Source organism: Corynebacterium sp. TAE3-ERU16 (genome assembly GCF_019209935.1).
Lineage (GTDB): Bacteria > Actinomycetota > Actinomycetes > Mycobacteriales > Mycobacteriaceae > Corynebacterium > Corynebacterium antarcticum.
Window position 1 is genome coordinate 264,653 of the sequence record NZ_JAHUTN010000001.1, and the last position, 13,970, is coordinate 278,622.

The 13,970-nt window shown below is 69.6% G+C and carries 12 protein-coding genes; 7 read left to right on the forward strand and 5 right to left on the reverse strand.

The window, feature by feature from the left end:
• Positions 1-225 precede the first annotated feature (225 nt).
• The 4 genes from KRX55_RS01120 to KRX55_RS01135 all read left to right on the forward strand — a co-directional run bounded on the left by KRX55_RS01120 (position 226) and on the right by KRX55_RS01135 (position 3,163).
• Positions 226-1,134 (forward strand): fumarylacetoacetate hydrolase family protein, encoded by a 909-nt coding sequence (locus KRX55_RS01120; RefSeq protein WP_218406023.1) that lies wholly within the window; start codon positions 226-228, stop codon positions 1,132-1,134.
• 56 nt (positions 1,135-1,190) lie between these two features.
• A complete protein-coding gene (locus tag KRX55_RS01125; protein ID WP_218406024.1) occupies positions 1,191-1,541 on the forward strand; it encodes a DoxX family protein in 351 nt (116 codons plus the stop codon).
• A gap of 22 nt (positions 1,542-1,563) precedes the next feature.
• Positions 1,564-2,079, forward strand: a complete 516-nt coding sequence (locus KRX55_RS01130; protein ID WP_218406025.1) for a hypothetical protein — start codon at positions 1,564-1,566, stop codon at positions 2,077-2,079.
• Between the two features lie 157 nt (positions 2,080-2,236).
• Positions 2,237-3,163 (forward strand): ribokinase, encoded by a 927-nt coding sequence (locus tag KRX55_RS01135; protein ID WP_218406026.1) that lies wholly within the window; start codon positions 2,237-2,239, stop codon positions 3,161-3,163.
• Here the strand turns inward: KRX55_RS01135 and KRX55_RS01140 are convergent.
• Both KRX55_RS01140 and KRX55_RS01145 read right to left on the reverse strand, forming a co-directional pair.
• Positions 3,154-3,309: a hypothetical protein gene (locus KRX55_RS01140; protein ID WP_200260782.1), complete on the reverse strand. Its 156-nt coding sequence runs from the start codon at positions 3,307-3,309 to the stop codon at positions 3,154-3,156. The two genes, KRX55_RS01135 and KRX55_RS01140, sit on opposite strands and share 10 nt — an antisense overlap.
• Positions 3,310-3,406: 97 nt before the next feature.
• Positions 3,407-4,702 (reverse strand): alpha/beta fold hydrolase, encoded by a 1,296-nt coding sequence (locus KRX55_RS01145; RefSeq protein WP_218406027.1) that lies wholly within the window; start codon positions 4,700-4,702, stop codon positions 3,407-3,409.
• A gap of 53 nt (positions 4,703-4,755) precedes the next feature.
• Here KRX55_RS01145 and KRX55_RS01150 point away from each other — a divergent pair, with 53 nt between their 5' ends.
• Together KRX55_RS01150 and KRX55_RS01155 are read left to right on the forward strand one after the other, a co-directional pair.
• On the forward strand, positions 4,756-5,541 hold the full coding sequence (locus KRX55_RS01150) for an aldose epimerase family protein (RefSeq protein ID WP_218406028.1): 786 nt from the start codon (positions 4,756-4,758) through the stop codon (positions 5,539-5,541).
• 77 nt (positions 5,542-5,618) lie between these two features.
• On the forward strand, positions 5,619-6,974 hold the full coding sequence (locus KRX55_RS01155; protein ID WP_218406029.1) for a heparan-alpha-glucosaminide N-acetyltransferase domain-containing protein: 1,356 nt from the start codon (positions 5,619-5,621) through the stop codon (positions 6,972-6,974).
• On the opposite strand, the gene KRX55_RS01160 is transcribed toward KRX55_RS01155, so the two are convergent.
• The 3 genes from KRX55_RS01160 to KRX55_RS01170 form a co-directional block, all read right to left on the reverse strand.
• Positions 6,955-8,646, reverse strand: a complete 1,692-nt coding sequence (locus tag KRX55_RS01160; protein WP_218406030.1) for an ABC transporter ATP-binding protein — start codon at positions 8,644-8,646, stop codon at positions 6,955-6,957. The two genes, KRX55_RS01155 and KRX55_RS01160, sit on opposite strands and share 20 nt — an antisense overlap.
• Positions 8,643-11,135 carry an ABC transporter ATP-binding protein/permease gene (locus tag KRX55_RS01165; RefSeq protein ID WP_218406031.1) on the reverse strand — a complete coding sequence of 831 codons (2,493 nt, stop codon included), beginning with the start codon at positions 11,133-11,135 and terminating at the stop codon, positions 8,643-8,645. The genes KRX55_RS01160 and KRX55_RS01165 overlap by 4 nt, the downstream gene beginning before the upstream one ends.
• A 146-nt stretch (positions 11,136-11,281) precedes the next feature.
• Complete coding sequence (locus KRX55_RS01170) at positions 11,282-12,676, reverse strand: YeeE/YedE thiosulfate transporter family protein (RefSeq protein ID WP_218406032.1); 1,395 nt, start codon at positions 12,674-12,676, stop codon at positions 11,282-11,284.
• Between the two features lie 289 nt (positions 12,677-12,965).
• Between KRX55_RS01170 and KRX55_RS01175 the strand changes: the two genes are divergently transcribed.
• Positions 12,966-13,553 (forward strand): neocarzinostatin apoprotein domain-containing protein, encoded by a 588-nt coding sequence (locus tag KRX55_RS01175; protein WP_218406033.1) that lies wholly within the window; start codon positions 12,966-12,968, stop codon positions 13,551-13,553.
• Positions 13,554-13,970: the final 417 nt, after the last annotated feature.

Sequence of the window (13,970 nt, forward strand, 5' to 3'; positions counted from 1 at the left end):
CTGCGGGCGAACCGCACGGAATGACCGTGTCGGGCACCTCAATGATCCCGGGCCCGGTCCGAGATTCACCACCACGCCCCCATCCCCTCCCGACATCCACGCTCCGTCGGTTCTCACCGGCGGTGACGAGGGCGTGATTCCCGGGATCCCGGACGCGACGTCCCCGGGACCGGCGCGTCCTTGAACCACCCGTCGCCCGGATCCGGGGTGATATACGATCAGCGCATGCAGCTGCTGACCTTCCGTACGAGTGACGGCGACACCCTTCCGGGGCGTCTCGCCGATCCCAGGACCGCGGAGGCGAGCCTCGCCGGGGCGCTGCGCTCCGGCGACGCCGCCTCCACGGTGTTCTCCGTTCACCCGATCACCGTCGACGGGGTGACCGACGTCGGCGACCTGCTCCGGCACGACGACTGGCGGGAACTCGTGTCCGGGCGGGCCGGTGAGCCGGTGGAGATCACCGGAGCGGACATCGCCCCCGTCATCCCGCGCCCCGGGAAGATCCTTTGCACCGGCCTGAACTACGCCGACCACATCACGGAGATGGGACATGAGCTTCCCGATGTACCGACGCTCTTCGCCAAGTTCGCCGATGCACTGACCGGACCCTTCGACCGGGTCACCGTCCCCGCGGCGAACGCCGGGGCGCTCGACTTCGAGGGCGAGCTCGCGGTCGTCATCGGCAGACACGTCGCACTCGGCGGGGCCCCGGACACCGCGACCGCGGAAGCCGCCATCGCCGGATACGCGGTGTTCGACGACTTCACCATGCGGGATCTGCAGTACCGGACCGCCCAGTGGCTGCAGGGGAAGAACCTGGCGTCCGCGTCCGGATTCGGCCCGTGGCTCACCACGGCGGACGGATTCAACCCCGGGGAGGCGACGCTGGTCACCCGGATCAACGGGGCCCGGAAACAGCACGCCCGGACCCGGGAGCTGGTCTTCGACCCGGCGGCCCTGGTGCGGTTCATCACCACCTTCATCGATCTCCGTCCCGGCGACGTCATCGCGACGGGGACGTCCGGGGGAGTCGGATGGGCCAGGTCCCCCAGGGAGATGCTCACGGACGGAGACACCGTCACCATCGAGATCTCCGGACTCGGCGGAATCTCGAACCGCGTCGAGGTCCGCTGACCCGCCGACCCTCGACCGGGCCCCGCGCAGCGATCCCGGAGGTAGGCTCGAAACCCATGAGACGTTTCCTGATCACACTGTTCAGCTTCGCGGGAATCATGCACTTCCTCCGCCCGGAGGGATTCGACAGGCTCGTCCCCGCGCAACTGCCCGGCGAACGCCGGGCCTGGACCTACGGCTCGGGGTACCTCGAACTCGGCACGGCTCTCCTGCTCGCGGTCCCGAAGACCCGGCGTCTCGGGGGTCTGGCGACCGCGGTCCTGATGACGGGGGTCTGGCCCGGGAACATGAAGATGGCGTGGGACTTCAGGAACAAGGCACCGTGGCTGCAGGCCATCGCGTACCTCCGTCTCCCCCTGCAGATCCCGCTGATCCGTGCCGGACTCAGGATCTGGCGGGAGACGTAGTACCCGTGCGGTCGGTGGGCGCATGAGCCGGTACTTCATCATCGATGTAGAGGCCACCTCGGCGACCCCGTTCTCCGGTGTCATGACGGAGTTCGGGGTGGTGCACTTCCGGGACGTCCCCGCGGTCGATCGGTGCCGGGACACCTTCCACGCCGTCCTCGTCGGGACCCTGCCCGCCGACGGTCCGGTACCGGTCCCCGATCCGGCGGCGCCGGCCGTCGACCCGCTGCCGGTCGCCCGGTCGCTCGAGCGGTGGCTCGCGGCCCGTACGAACGCTCGTCCGACCCTCGTCAGCGACAATCCCGCCTTCGACTTCATGTGGATCGCGTGGCTGTTCGACAGCCTCGGCCGGGACAACCCCTTCGGTTTCTCCGCCCGCCGGATCGGGGATTTCCACGCCGGGCTGACCGGGGATTTCGACGACGCCCACCGGTGGAAGAAGCTGCGCCGCACGCCGCACACCCACCATCCCGTGGATGACGCCGTCGGGAACGCCGAGGCCCTGCACGAGCTGCTGCACCGCCGGGCCGGGAGCTGACGGAAGCGCGGCCGGCGGGCCGGTCACCGCGGCCGACACCGGGAGACCTGCCCGGGCCAGGCACCGTCGCGCTGGCACAATGGTCCGCAACGGTTGAGGATTCAACCCCGCCGGAATCCCCTGATCCGGTCCAGCTCCCGAGGCCCCGAGGAAACACATGAACGAGCAGCCACTCTCCGTCACCGTCGTCGGATCGATCAACGCCGATCTCACCGTCACCGTCGCGCGGCGACCGGGGCCCGGCGAGACCGTCATGGCGTCGGGCGGCGGCATCTCCCCCGGGGGAAAGGGGGCGAATCAGGCGGTCGCCGCCGCGCTGCAGGGCGCGGAGGTCCGGTTCGTCGGAGCCGTGGGCGATGACGCGTACGCGGCACCGGCGACAGCGGTCCTCCGGTCCTCCGGTGTGGACTTGTCCGCCGTGGAGGAGGTTCCCGGCGCGACCGGTCTCGCGGTGATCACCGTGGATGAGACCGGGGAGAATTCGATCATGGTCATTCCCGGCGCGAACGCAGCAGTGGACGCGGACCTCGTCGGCAGGCGGCGGGGAACGGTGACGGATGCGGGGATCGTGCTGCTGCAGGGCGAGATACCGGCGTCCGGTTTTCTCGCCGCGGTGCGGGCGGCCACGGGACGGGTCGTGGTCAATCTCGCTCCCGTGGTGGAGGTCGACCGGGCGGCCCTGCTGCGGGCCGACCCGCTGATGGCGAACGAGCACGAGGCCGGTCTGATCCTGACGCAGCTGGGATTCGACGGTGATGCCGCGGTCACGGCCGGTCCGGACGCCTGCGCCCGGGCACTCGTGGAGGCCGGTTTCGCCTCGGTCGTTCTGACACTCGGCGCGGAGGGTGCACTGGTGGCGACGCCCGGGCGGCGCCAGCGGATCCCGAGCCCGTCGGTCACCCCGGTGGACACGACCGGTGCGGGGGACGCGTTCGCCGGGGCGTTCGTGGCCCGGCTCGCCGCCGGCGACGATCTCGTGACCGCCGCCCGGCACGCGGTGCGGGTCGGCGCGTACGCGGTCACGGGGCACGGAGCCCAGGACTCCTATCCCGGCCCGGGCGCGGTGTTACCCGGTCAGGAGTAGGCCTGGGGCGGAGTCCGGTCGAGGTGGAGCAGGTGTTCCTCGTCGACACGGAAGCCGTCGAACAGGCCCTCGAGTTCTTCCGGGATGTCGGCACCGTGGCCGGTGCCGTCGAATGCCCCGGTGTTCAGGTGGTCCTTGTCACTCACGTGGTGCGTCCTCCGTGACGGTGTCTGTCGTCTCCGAATCGTCCCCGGTGTCCGGGTGCCTCCACCCTAGCGCGTGGAAGCTCCGGAACAACCTCTGTCAGTGGTCACGGACCAGCTCGATGAGGCGTCCGAGGATACCGGCGCCGTCGTGGTGGATGCCGTCGTGCTGGAACCGGTTGGTGATGTGGGGCCGAATGTCCCGGTAGACCTCCGCGGTCTCCAGCGACAGCTGCATCGGGACGTAGATGTCGTCGACGTAGATCGCCGCTGCGGCGGCGGCCGGTGACGAAGCGATCGCGTCGGCGTCGTAGAGGCTGGACCAGTCGTCCTTCGCCGCGAGATCCTCGGCGACCTTCCGGAACGGAACCAGCGCCGGGTCCTCCTCGAACTGCCAGGGGTAGACGTGTTCGCCGGTGAGGTAGAAGGGCACGGAGCGGTCGCGGGGGTCGGCGTCCTCGGCGAAGCCCTCGACCTCGGTGCGCGTGCGGTGCGCGGACCACGCGGTCGCACCGGGGACCGTGCCGCCGTAGATCGACTCGTGGATCACGGCGTAGAGCGGATGCCGCTCGAGGCTGACGCGGGCACCGACATCGTCGAGGAAGTCCCGGCGCAGCCGCTTCTCCCCCTTCACCTCGTGGAAGGGCTGCTCGAAGAGGTAGGACAGGGTGTCGAACCCGGAACCACGACCGAGCTCCGTACCGATGAGCCGGAACCTGCGGGAGCTGAGGCGTTCCCCGGTGGGGAGCCGTTCGTCGGAGTTGTCCAGGTGGTGGCAGACCTCACGGATCCGGTCCTCGACCCCGTCGAAACGCGCGTAGAAGTCCCGGTGGCGGCGGGCGAGCTGCGTGTAGGTCGCCCGGTAGACGTCGTCGATGCCCCGGCTGATCGTCGGCAGCCCACCGGTGAGCAGCGCGGTGTCCACGCACTCGGGGTGGCGGGAGAGGTACGTGGTGATGCAGAAGCCGCCGAAGCTCTGTCCGTAGAGCGCCACCCGCTCCACCCCGAGGTGCTCGCGGAGCCGCTCGCAGTCCTCGACGATGAGGTCCGCGCGCAGGAGCGTGAGGCGTTCGGTGAGGTCCGCGGCGTCGATGTGCGGGCAGGCCGCGTCGATCCGCCCGGAGCGCCCCGTGCCGCGCTGATCCAGGAGGACGAGGCGGTGGGTCTTCAGGACCTCCGCGATCCAGCCGCTGATTCCGGTGGGCCGGGGCGCCGGGTTTCCGGGCCCGCCCTGCAGGAAGATGAGGACGGGAAGCCGCTCCCCGCCGTCGGGGATGATCTCGCGGGCGTAGAGGTCGAGGGTGCCCCTATCCGGGTCCGCCGGATCCCAGGGGACCGGGAGGGTGTGACTGCGGAAGGTGTGTCCGAACCGTCGGCTGGTGGTGGTGACCGTCATAGGGACCCAGACTACCGGCCGGACCGGTGTCCGGAGGACTACATTCGGGAGGTATGGATGCACATGATCTGATCACCTCGAACGGCCTGACCCTACACCCCGCCGGCGCCCATCTCGTGTCGGTGGAGACCCCGGGCGGCGAACTCCTCTTCGTCAGCTCCGCCACCGGCTGCGGGGTCGGGACCCCGATCCGTGGCGGGGTGCCGCTGCTCGCCCCGTGGTTCGGGACCCTCCTGGGTGAGGAACCCGCCCACGGGTTCGCGCGGCGCATGGCGTGGGACTGCCGGGAGACGGGGACCGGCCTCGCGGCGACGTTGGACCACGGCGGCTGGCATCTGTCATTCAGTGCGGACCCGACCACGAACGGCGTCTTCGTCGAGCTGTCCGCACGCAATGACACCGACGCGGACCGACAGCTGCAGCTGGGCTTCCACCCCTACTATCTGATCGACGACATCGATCAGGCGACGGTGACCGGTCTCGACGGCTCCCAGGCACTCGACCGCGTCGCCGATTGCACCGGCACCGTCGACGGCGCGATCTCCTTCGACGGTCTCTACGACACCATCGTCACCGCTCCCGCGGGCACGACCGCGACGCTGACCGACGGCGTCCGGACGGTGGACGTGACGGGACGGGGAACGGACTCGATCATCGTCTGGAACCCCGGCGCGGAGAACGCCGCAGGCATGCGCGATCTGGGAGAAGGTGAGTGGCGGCGCTTCGTGTGCGTCGAACCCGCTCTCCTGGGCCCGGATCTCGCGGGCGTTCCGGTGGCACCCGGGGAAACGGTGACCATCGCCATGACCGCACAACTCACCGTCCCCGAGCTGGACTGAGGGGCACTCTCAGGCGCTGGTAAGGTTCCACTCCGTCGGCCCGCCCGCTGCGGGGAAGCAATCGAAGGAGGACCATCGTGCCCCAGGTCAGCGCCGTGACGCAGTCTGTCCCCGCATCGGGCGGCGGGTCAGGGTCGCGGGTCGCGGGTATCGACGTCGCGCGGGCACTCGCGATCTTCGGGATGATGTTCGCCCACATCGGTGTGGCCGCGGACTCCCCGGCCGGTGACGCGGCGCACCTGCTGGCGACGGGCCTGCCCTCCTCCCTCTTCGCGGTGCTCGCCGGCGTCTCGCTGGGTTTCATGGGGAGCACGGGGGCCGCTGCGGGCGGTGAGCGCCTGGCCGCCTCGCGGAGCAGGCTCTACGTCCGGGGCATGCTCGTCATCGCGATCGGACTGGTACTGACGTACGTGCAGTCCCTGATCGCCGTCGTGCTCATGGCCATCGGTATCGAGATCATCCTGCTCGCCCCGGCCGTTCGGTGGCGGACCCGGACCCTCGTGATCTGGTGGGCCGTGCTGTTTCTCACGGGCGCGGCGGTGACCACCCTGCTGCGGCTGGGGGAATTCTATTCGGTGCTGATCACCCTCGGTTATCCTCTCCCGGCCTGGCTGCTCTACGGGATCACCGGGATCCTGCTGCACCGCCATCTCATCTACGCCGGGCCCCGGATGTGGTCGGTTGCCGCGACGACCGGGGCGGCGGTCGCCGCGACGGGTGTCTGGTGGTGGCGCCTCGACGTGCTCGACATCGGGCACGACTCGCCGGACTTCGACTTCCACGACCCCGATCTCTCGGTCACCCGGGATCTGTTCCTCTCCGCGGCCCCGCACAGCGGTGGGCTGGGGGATGTGGTGGTCAGCGTCGGTGCCGCCGTGGCGACCGTCGGGCTCTGCCTGCTGGCGTGCCACGTCCGCTGGGCCGAGGTGCTGCTCTACCCGATGCGTGCCACGGGCTCGATGGCGCTCACGGTCTATGTCGCGCACGTGCTCACCGCGACGATGCTCACGGGATTCTCCCTCATGGCGTCGGTCGGGCACGGGGCCTCCTCCCACGAGGCCGATGGGCCGGAGGTCTACCACGGGTGGACCGTGTACGCCCCGTTGAGCGACGCGGATCCGGCGTCCGCTCCGGCCGCGGACTTCCCGGACGAACCTGTGCGGACGGATTTCCCCGCCGAACGGGAACGGCTCTTCGTCGAGTACAACGAAGAGCACGACAACCACGCTGACGACATCGGCTCATCTCTGCCCGGGGCTGAGGGAGGATCAGATCTGGACGGCTTCGCGGTCTCCGCACTGGGGGCGCTGCTGCTCGCCTCCCTGTGGCGGTGGCGGTTCAGGCGGGGCCCGCTCGAGGGTCTGCTGCGGTGGATCATCGGGAAGGCGACCCGCACCGATCTTCCGCCCCTGGTCACACCCGCCAGTCCCTGACGTTCCGCCACTGCCGTTCCATCCGGGCGAAGATCCCCCCCGCGGCACTCAGTTCCTCCCGGGTCCCCGACTCGACGATCCGGCCCCCCGACATGACCAGCACCCGGTCGGCGATCTCGAGCACGGAGGGTCGGTGGGTGACGACGACGGTGGTGCGCCTCCCCTTCACCCGGGCGAGCGACGAGACGATGGCGCGCTCGTTGAGGGCGTCGAGATTCGCCGTCGCCTCATCGACGACGAGCAGGTCGCCGGGCGCGGCGAGTGCCCGGGCGATGCCGACCCGCTGGCGCTCGCCGCCGGAGAGCCGGTTCCCCGATTCCCCGACTCTCGTCTCGGGCCCGTCACCGGATGAGCCGGGCACCGAATCCAGCTGGGCGGCACTGATCACCTCGTCGAGTTCCGGGCCGGTGATCCGGAGGTTGTCCCGGATCGTCGTGTTTCCCAGCACGGTGTCCTGGAACACGGCCGTGGTCATGGCCCGCAGGTCGGCGGCGCTGACCGGCCGCTCCCCCACCGACACTGTGCCGGTCGTCGGTTCGACGAGACCCGCCAGCACGTCGAGGAGCGTGGATTTACCGCACCCGGAGGCGCCGACTATGACGGTCGTCGACCCGGGTTCGAGATCCAGGTCCACCCCTGACACCGCGACGGTGCCGTCCGGGCGGGTGACACCGATTCCGCGGGCGCGGAGTGTCCCTGGGGCGGGGCGTCGCCCGGGGACGGTTGTCGGACGCTCGACGAGCTCGCGGAGCTGGCGCAGCGTCGCACCGACGGTGTGGAGGGAGCTGGCGAGCATGGATACCGCCGTGATCTGTTCGATGACGCGCATGAGGACGATGACCATCACGGCCGCCTCGACGCCGTCCAGTCGCCCGTCGTCGTACGCCAGCCAGGTCGCCGCGCCGAATCCGAGAAGCGTGAGCTGCAGGGCGGTGCTGGTGAGCATCTGTCCCGGGATCTGCCACAGCAGGAGTCTGCGCACCGCGCGGACGCCACCCGCGACGGCTTCATCTACGTGGGTCGATCCACGCTCCACCCGTCCCGCGGTACGCAGGGCGGGCTGGGCGACGGCGAACTCGACGAGCCTCTCGTCGAGTTCGAGGGTGGCCCCGGTGAAGGCGTCGTCGGCGCCGCGTTCGATCCTCTCGGACACCAGTACCGCACCGAGGAGGAGCACCGACCCCGCGATGGTGACCGGCGCGAGGCGCCAGTCGATGAACAGGAGCGCGACCGTGAGGAAGCAGGTGAAGGAGACCGCGGTCAGGACGGGTGTGATGAGCAGGACGACCATGCTCGTCAGTTCGATACCTCCGCCGCCGATGAGGGAACGCAGTTCCGATTTCCGTGCCGGTGTGAGCTCCTCGAGCGGGGTGTCCCGGATCGCCCGGACCCCGTGCCGCCCCACGGCCCGCATGGCCTGCAGTCCGAGCTCGACCCCTGTTCCGGCTGCGCTGCGTTCGATCATCCAGATGGCGGCGGTGACCGCGATCAGCGCCGCGGTCCAGGGTCCCGCGCCCGCGGCGTCCCGGTCGAAGAGGTGGTGCAGCAGGGGTATGAGCAGGACGACGGCGGCGACCTGAAGGCCGGAGGAGAGCACGGTCAGTGCGGTGAAGCGGCGGAACGCGGTGGTTCCCGCGGCGCCGGTGATGCGGCGGATGTCGGTGACGATCATCGTGTGCTCCCTGCCTTCCAGAGATCGGCGTACGTTCCGTCGGCGGCGATGAGTTGGCCGTGGGTACCGGATTCGGTGATGCGTCCGTCCCTCATGACGACGATCCGGTCTGCGCCGGTCACGGTGTGCAACCGGTGGGCGATCATGAGTACGGTCTTGCCTGCCAGCAGCCGGTCGAGTCCCCGACGGATCGCCCATTCGCTCTCCGGGTCGGCGGAGGCCGTCGCCTCGTCCAGCACCACGATGTCGGTGTCGGCGAGCAGTGCCCGCGCCACACCGATCCGTTGCCGTTGTCCACCGGACAGGCGGTTGCCGTCGATGACGGTGTCGTAGCCGTTTGGGAGCGTGTCGATGAAATCGGCGATGCCGACCGCCTCCGCGGCGGCGATGATGCTGTTCCGGTCCGTACCCGGTGCGGCGAGCGCGATGTTCTCCGCCACACTGGTGTGCAGCAGCTGCACGTCCTGCAGAAGCACGCTCACCCTGCCGTAGAGCTCCTTCTGGCTGAGGTCGCGGATGTCGCGGCCGTCGATGCTGACGGAGCCGCCGTCGACGTCCCACAACCTGGCGAGCAGAGCGGCGACGGTGGATTTCCCGGCACCCGAATCACCGACGACGGCGGTGACTGTTCCGGGTTCGAGGGTCAGCGAGAAATCCGGGAGTACGGACCGGCCGGGCCCGTAGCCGAAGCGGACGTGGTCGAAGACGACGTGGCCGGGGAGCCCCGGGCGGTCCGCGGGTTCCGCGAGGGTGGGCGTGGCCAGCAGGAGGTCGAGTCCGGCGACAGCGTTGAGGCCCTGCTGGAGGGCGCCGATGCTGTGGGAGACCGCGAGCAGTTGACCCGCGAAGGAGGTCCCGAGGATGAGGAAGGGAATCAGGTCCGACGGATCGATCCAGCCGACGAGGAGGAAGAGCCATGCCGCGGTGCAGAGCAGGGCGATGACGGTGGCGGGGCGGTTGAGCATGACCATCGTGACCTTCGCCGGGGCGGTTTCGTGCTGCCAGGTGCTGACGAAATCGTCGATCTCGCGCATGGTGCCGTCGACGTCGACGATCGCGTCGTCCCCGAATATGCGGGATTCCCGTTGGGTCTCGAGGTGTGTCTGCACCACGGCGTTGGCCTCCGCGACGAGACGCTGGGAGGTCTGGAACCGATCCCTGTCGCGGGCCATCATGCGCGACATGACCACGATGAAGAGCACGACGGGGATGAGCAGCACGAGTCCGAGTCGCCACTGCACGCCCATGAGGTAGATGAGAACCGCAACGGGTGTGACCGCTGCTGCGACGACCTCCGGGACGGCGTGGGTGACGAGGTGGTGCAGGGCGGCGACGTCGCCGCCGATCAGTTTCCGCACGCCCGCCGATTCCCGCCGGTTGAACCATCCGAGTGGCAACCGCGTGACCTTCTCCATGAGCCTGAGGCGCAGGGCGGCGGCGAAGTGCGCGTCATAGAAGTGGAGGGCCGTGGTCAGCCCCACGGTGCCCAGGCCGCTGAGCCCCATCACCACGAGGGCGGTGACCGCGGCCCGGAGGAACTCCTCCTCGGGTGCTCCGTCCAGGAACATCCGCGCGATGTGGGCGAACAGGATCAGCGGGACGATCTGCAGTACCGACAGACACCCCTGGGCGATCCCGGAGAGAATCAGGGCGGTCTTCGCGCCGGCGAGCACCCCCCGCGTCGGTGACGCGGGCGTCGTGGCCGCGTCGTGGGGTGATGCGTGCTGTTCCGGTGCGTCGGTGTCGCGGTAGGCACCCATGGCCCGCCCACGGATCCAGTATCCCTGCGCGTGGAGCAGCGCCTTCGTCGCCCCGCACTCCCGCCTGAGATATGTCCGGGCGTGCCTGACGGAGGTGGATTCCGCGGTGAGCCAGGTGAACCAGCCGGACCAGTCTCCGCCCCGGATGGCCTGCACGAGCGCCTGTCCTTCGGGGAGGGGGTCGATCCAGGTCGCGGTGATGTTGTCCCCCACCGGAAGCGGGAGCTGTTCGTCCGGGTCGCTGTTCTTCTCCAGGTAGATGACGACGGGCACCGAGGGATCGATCGCTGCGGCGATGTCGCAGATCGCGGGATAGCCGGAAGCGTCCCCGAGGAGCAGGTATCCGGGGGGAGGCGGGTCGAGTTGGACGAAGGGTTCCTCCGACATCCGCATCGCGCTGATCTCCGCACCGGCTTCCGCGTGTCTGGCCCAGTGGGAGGCGGGACCGGCGGGTTCGTGGAGGACGAACTCGAGGCTGAACTCGCCGGTGGCCGGATCGGCGTCCCTGATGGTGTAGCCGCGCTGGAATTCCTTCGCTCCCCCGTCCGGATCCGGGAACCACGCCCGGATCCAGGCACCCGGCTTCTCCCCCTCGGGGTTGAGCAGGGTGTCGGACCGGAGTCGGAGCCGGAGGTAGTTGTCGGTGACCCACTCTCTGTCGATGAGGCGGACCCTGTGGTCCTTCGCCCCCATCGCCTTCATGATCGAACCGGATACGCCTTTGCCCATGGCTGGTCTCCTGTGTGCGCTGCGGAGCTGGATTCACCGCAGATTTCTTGCATTGCGAGTGCAAGAATACACAAGAGGCGAGCCTCTCCTTATCTTCCGGAGTTCCACGGACACCCCCGCCCGGCGGAGCAGCGGGTGCGGTGTGATCAGCCCTTCCGCACCTTGATCCGCCAGCCGGCATCCCCGGTGGCCCGGAACTCGGTCACCTCGTGCCCGGCCTCGGCAGCCCAGCGCGGAATCGCGTCGGTGGCCTGGGTGCAGTCGAAGTCGATGACCAGCGTCTGCCCCGAACGCAGCTCATCCATCGCCGAGACCGCCTCGATCAGCGGGAACGGGCACACGGCACCGAGGGTGTCCAGGACGAATTCGCCCGGCGCGACCTCGGTGAGCCCAGCCGGAGCGGACGGTTCCTCCCGGACCTTCAGCGCGACCGGCGCGACGGCGTACGCGGGGGCGGCCACGGACGTGGTGGCGGTCTCCGGGTGGGCGGCGCGTCCGTCGACGCTCTCGTCGGTGCTGTAGGTTCCGGTCGCCGTCTTACGGCCGGAGGGCTTCAGCCAGATCTTCGCGGCGACGCCGACGCCGACGGCGAAGAACGCGAGCGCCACCCAGCCCTGATAGGTGAACAGAGAGGTCTGGACCATGCCGTTGCCGACCGTGCAGCCGCCGGCCCAGCTGGCACCGACCCCCATCCCGATGCCACCGACCACGGCACGCGACGAGGTGCGCGCGTCGGGCACGCGGACCCGGAATTCGCCGGAGACCTTCGCCGCGACGAGCGCACCGACCAGGATCCCGAGGACGAGGAGCGCACCCCAGTCGAGGAAGGATCCGTCCCCGCTGACGATGTAGTTGGCGACGTTCTTCGACGGCGTCGTGATCCCGAGACCGTCGTTGCGGCCGGTCGCGGCGGACAGCGGCCAGGCGATGACGCCGATGATTCCGATGATCACCGCGGCGAGGTACACGTGCAGCGGCCTGCGGTGCAGCGGCTGGGCGAGGGAGACCGGACGCGGGCCGGAGAACTCCGCCTGGAGGAAGCGCGCCGCGAGGTAGGCGGTCAGCACCCCGAGACCGATGACGAACCACCAGGGGGAGAGCCCGAAGGTGGCGGGCACGGTGGTCTGATCGACCGTGAACTGCCTGAGCCAGGCGTTGACCCCGCTCAGCGGACCGGTCTTCATCGCGGCGGCGGACAACGCGTACCCGACCAGGGCGAGCCAGGAACCGACCAGGCCCTCCCCCGCGCGGTACCACGTGCCCGAGGCACAGCCGCCGGCGAGGACGATGCTGACACCGAAGATGAAGGCGCCGACGATGACGGCGGCGGGTGCGAAGGGCGAGTATTCGGGTGTGATGACCCCGGCCGATGTGAGTGCCGTGAGTCCGACGGCGTGCACGGAGATGACGATGAGCAGTGCGGTGAACGGGCGCCACGTGCTGCGGGTGAAGATGTCGCGGAGCATGCCCGTCACGCAGAACCGCCCGCGCTGCATGACCGCGCCGAGTACGGCGCCGAGTATGAGTCCGGTGATGAGCATGGGAACCTCCTGGGGGTTCTTCTGGTGTGTCTGTTGCCGCGGGATCCCGACGGCGGGAGCCCGATGCCCGGACTATACCGAGTGGTCTATTATTTGTGAACCCTTCTGTTCATTTTTGCCCCCTGGGCGGTCCACTGACAGAGCATTTCCCGCGTTCGTCAGAGGACCCCGTACTCCGGTAGACGATAGAATTCGGGCAGAGCCCCGCCGACGGCACCCGTGCCGCTCCGCGGGCACCGACGGACACCGTCCCCCGGAGTCCGTCCCCACCAACGACGAAAGGCATCCCATGTCCCGACTCTTCACCGCCCGAACCGCCGCGTTCGCCGCCGCATCCCTGATCCTCGTCGCCCCCCTCGCGGCCTGCTCGAACTCCGAGACGGAATCGACCACCGACCCGTCCGAGGTCGACGCCAGCATCTCCGAGATGAGTGAGTCCGTCTCCGAGGGGATCGCCGAGATGCAGTCGGAGCTGTCCCCCACGACCTCCTCGACCGCAACCGCAGCGCCGGACGTGAAGATCACCGTGGACAAGGCCGAGGGGATCAAGGCCGGTGACACCCTCACCGTCGAGGTCACCGGGCTGAACCCGGAGGCCGGGTACTACAGCGCCATCTGTGCGGCGCAGACCCCGGGTGGCGCGCCCGTCCCGGTCTGCACGGGCGAGATGGGCGACGTCGAGAGCCAGGCCTGGCTGCAGAACGAGCGCGGCACGGCGAAGATCGCCGAGGACGGGACCGCGTCCTTCACCCTCACGGTCAACCCCACCGGCGAAGGCATCGACTGCACCACCGACGAGTGCGTGCTCAAGGTCTTCGGCGACCACTCCGAGGGCTTCAAGGACGTGGCCGAGGTTCCGGTCACCTTCGCCTCCTGACCCGGATCGGCACGGAGGAATCCGGGGGCGGCCACCGTCAGGGTGCCCGCCCCCGCTCAACCAGAAAACCTCTGGCGCGGAGACCCCGAACCGATGCAGCGGACACCGGTGCATCGGTCGAGGCCTCTGCTCCGCGGTCACGTACACCCCGGAAGAGTCCGGCGCCCCTCCCCCGAGGAGTTCCACGTCAGGTCCACCGGGTGCCCGGCCGACCACCGGACGCACCCCACCCGCAACCGGCGACACCGGGCAGCGTGAGCTAGCCTCCGGTCGTCCACCGCTTCCGCGCCCCGGGACACCGGGATCCGTCGACGGACGCTGGCCCGCGAACGTGTCCACAGACCCAGCGACCACGGCGACGCAGGAATCCGCGGTGATGAGAACGGGTGGCGCGGGTGCACACCGACTCCGGTCCGT